The sequence below is a fragment of the Nocardioides sp. LHD-245 genome (genome assembly GCF_030929495.1).
Lineage (GTDB): Bacteria > Actinomycetota > Actinomycetes > Propionibacteriales > Nocardioidaceae > Nocardioides.
Window position 1 is genome coordinate 1 of record NZ_JAVFWN010000034.1, and the last position, 3,162, is coordinate 3,162.

General features: G+C 70.1%; 4 protein-coding genes. 3 read left to right on the forward strand and 1 reads right to left on the reverse strand.

What is annotated here, in order from left to right:
- Positions 1-334, forward strand: a 334-nt coding sequence (locus RB608_RS28175; RefSeq protein WP_308091420.1) for a hypothetical protein, incomplete at its 5' end; no start/stop codon positions are given.
- A gap of 64 nt (positions 335-398) precedes the next feature.
- Here the strand turns inward: RB608_RS28175 and RB608_RS28180 are convergent.
- The gene (locus RB608_RS28180) at positions 399-653 is read right to left on the reverse strand and encodes a helix-turn-helix transcriptional regulator (protein WP_308091421.1); all 255 of its coding nucleotides are present in this window, start codon (positions 651-653) and stop codon (positions 399-401) included.
- 242 nt (positions 654-895) lie between these two features.
- Here RB608_RS28180 and RB608_RS28185 point away from each other — a divergent pair, with 242 nt between their 5' ends.
- Both RB608_RS28185 and RB608_RS28190 read left to right on the forward strand, forming a co-directional pair.
- Positions 896-1,576, forward strand: a complete 681-nt coding sequence (locus RB608_RS28185) for a TetR/AcrR family transcriptional regulator (protein WP_308091422.1) — start codon at positions 896-898, stop codon at positions 1,574-1,576.
- 9 nt (positions 1,577-1,585) lie between these two features.
- Positions 1,586-3,016: an MFS transporter gene (locus RB608_RS28190; RefSeq protein WP_308091423.1), complete on the forward strand. Its 1,431-nt coding sequence runs from the start codon at positions 1,586-1,588 to the stop codon at positions 3,014-3,016.
- Positions 3,017-3,162: the final 146 nt, after the last annotated feature.

Here is a 3,162-nt window from a genome sequence, read left to right on the forward strand (position 1 = left end):
ACCGGCGCCACAACTCTCCCGTGGCGCCGGTCGCGCTTCCATCTGCATCGCCGCCACCGGCGGCCGTATCCGCGGACGCCAGGAGATCGCCATGTTGAGCCGCCTCGTCGACCGAGTCGTCGTCAGCGTCATCGCTGGTGACGGAGTCGCCGGTCGCGTCGCCGACTACATCATCGGCCGCATCCCCGGCTGGATGCTCGACGAGCTCGTGGACCGGACCCCGGCTTGCATTGTCAAGAGAGTCGCTGCGGACTTGCCCCGCTGCAACACTGCCTGCAGTTGGAGTCTGTTCGCCCACCTCGACGAAGGAACGCGGCCGGAGGAGGCTGAGTGATCTCGTGGTGGGCGCCGTCCCGACCCTCACGTGTCGTCCTGTGCCGGGAGGCCAGTGTCGGGGCTCAGGAGTCGGTCGCCGACTCCTTGATCAGGTCCCAGGGCTCGACGTCGAGGGCCTCGGCGATGCCGAAGAGCGTGCTCAGCCGCAGGTTGATCGGGCGGCCGACATCGAGCCGTCCGGCGGCCTCGATGACCTGCACGTGGTTCTTGGTGCAGCCGGCCAGGTGGGCCAGGGCCTCCTGGGTCAGGTCCTTCTCGTCGCGCAGCTGACGCACCCGCTTCCCGAGCAGGCGTCCGGCATCCGCGTCCCAAGGCACGTGTGCATCGTGGTGACAAGGCCTGACAAAGAACACCAATAGAAGAAAGCCTTCTTTAGATGGTTTGCGGCCCGGCGCGTCTGAGGATCCGCGCCCGGGTGGGACCGGACTATGCTGCTTTCTTGACGAGTGACCAGGTAGGGGGAGTGACTACCTGGGGTGCATCCTCGTTGGGGCATGGAGCCTGTAGACGGGGAAGGGGGACGGGCCGGGCCGCATCAGCGCCGGGCCCTGACAACGAGATGCCAGCTGTGGACCAGCGGGCTGCACGGACCGAGAAGATCCTGGCAGCCACCCGCGCCCTTTTCGACGAGCGCGGCATGCGCGAGGCGCACGTCGAGGACATCGCCCGCGTCGTCGGGATCAACCGCGCGGTCGTCTATCGACACTTCTCCAGCAAGGAGGAGCTCTTCGCGCTGACCCTGGTCGGCTATCTGTCCGACCTGGACAGCCTGATGAACGAGCGCCTCGACGAGTCGGCGTCACCCGCCGACCAGCTGCGTGCCCTGGCCGGCGCCTTCCTCGACTTCGGCCAGCAGCATCCGGCCTTCGTCGACTGTGCCCTGGTCCTGCTGCGCCGGCGTGGGGACGAGCTGTTCAAGGAGATCAGCGAGGAGACCATGCTCAAGCTGGGCATCGGCATGGCCAGCTGCCTGGGCCGGATGACGACGATCCTCGAGAAGGGCGTCGCCGCAGGGGACTTCCACGTCGAGGATCCCGGCATGCTCTCCAACCTCTACTACGCCCAGGCGCTCGGTGTGCTCAACCTGACCCACATGCGCGTCGCCGTCCGCGACGAGGACCCGGGCCTGCCCGGCACCGAGGCGATCCCGTACGAGCCGGTGAAGGAGTACGTCATCGAGACGGCCGTCGCCATGGCGCAGGGCACCGGGCCCGCCACCGCCCGGCGCAGCGACGTCTAGCCTCCCACCGTGGATCCGACCTGTGCCGAGGTCACCGTCGGGTCGCGGACCGGACGGGCGGTGCTCGCCGCCGCGATCCTCGGCTCGTCCCTGGCGCTGCTCGACAGCACGGTCGTCAACGTCGCGCTGCACCGGATCGGCGAGGACCTCGATGCCAGCCTCGAGCAGCTGCAGTGGGTCTCCAACGGCTACCTCCTCAGCCTCGCGTCGCTGACCCTGCTCGGCGGGTCGTTGGGGGACCGGTTCGGGCGGCGGCGGATCTTCATGGTCGGCGTCGTCGGCTTCGCCCTGACGTCGGTGGCGTGCGGCCTCGCGCCGACGGCACCCGTGCTGATCCTCGCCCGGATCGCCCAGGGGGTCTCGGCCGCCCTGCTGGTCCCGGGCAGTCTCGCGATGATCCAGGGCACCTTCGCGCCGGCCGATCGATCCCGGGCGATCGGGACCTGGTCCGGTCTCGGAGGCGTCGCCACCGCCGTTGGCCCCTTCCTCGGTGGCTGGCTGGTGCAGGCGGTGAGCTGGCGCTGGGTGTTCCTGATCAACCTGCCCGTCGCCGTGGTCACCCTCGTCGTGGCCCGCCGGGTCCCCGAGACCCGCGATCCGGCAGCCGTACCCGGGTTCGACTCGATCGGTGCGGTGCTCGGCGCCCTCGGCCTCGGCGGGATCACCTATGCCCTCATCCAGTGGACGGCCGAGCCAGGCGTCGCCGCCGCGTCCCTCGGTGTGGGTCTCGTCTCCGGTGTCGCGTTCGTGATCAACGAACGACGTCGGCCGCACCCGATGCTCCCGCCGGCGCTGTTCGCCTCGCGCCAGTTCAGCGCGGCGAACGCGATGACCCTGCTGACGTACGCCGCCCTGGGTGGGGTGCTCTTCTTCCTCGTCCTGCAGCTGCAGACGGTCGCGGGCCTCGGGCCGCTCGAGGCCGGCCTGGCCACGTTGCCGATCACCGTCATGATGCTGCTGCTCGCCGGACGCGGCGGCGCGCTGGCCGGGCGGATCGGTCCGCGCCTGCCGATGACGGTCGGACCGCTGCTCTGTGCCGTCGGCACCCTGCTGCTCAGCCGGGTCGACGAGGACCTGCACTACTGGACGGACGTCGCCGTGCCGTTGACCGTGTTCGGCCTGGGTCTGGCCGCCCTCGTCGCCCCGCTGACCGCGGCGGTCCTGGCCGCCGCGCCCGATCATCACGCCGGCGTCGCCTCGGGCGTCAACAACGCGGTCGCCCGCGCCGGGTCGCTGCTGGCCGTGGCCGCGCTGCCGCTGATGGTGGGCCTCACCGGCGCCGACTACCAACGCCCCGAGGTCTTCGACGCCGGCTACCGCTCCGCGATGCTGTGGTGCGCCGCGCTGCTCGTCGGCGGCGGCCTGCTCTCGTGGCTGCTCATCCGCAACCCTGACAGCGATCGGCCGACATGGGTGATCGAGGGCACCGCCGGCGACTGAGCCGGCGATCGGGAGGGGCCGACGTTGAGTTGAGTCCCCGATAGTGGTGTAGCGCGGTCGCCGAGTTCGTCCCGGTCGTGGACGTAGACGCGGCCACCGCGTGATCCTTCGAGTTCACCTCTCACAGCTCTCTCGAACGGACCATC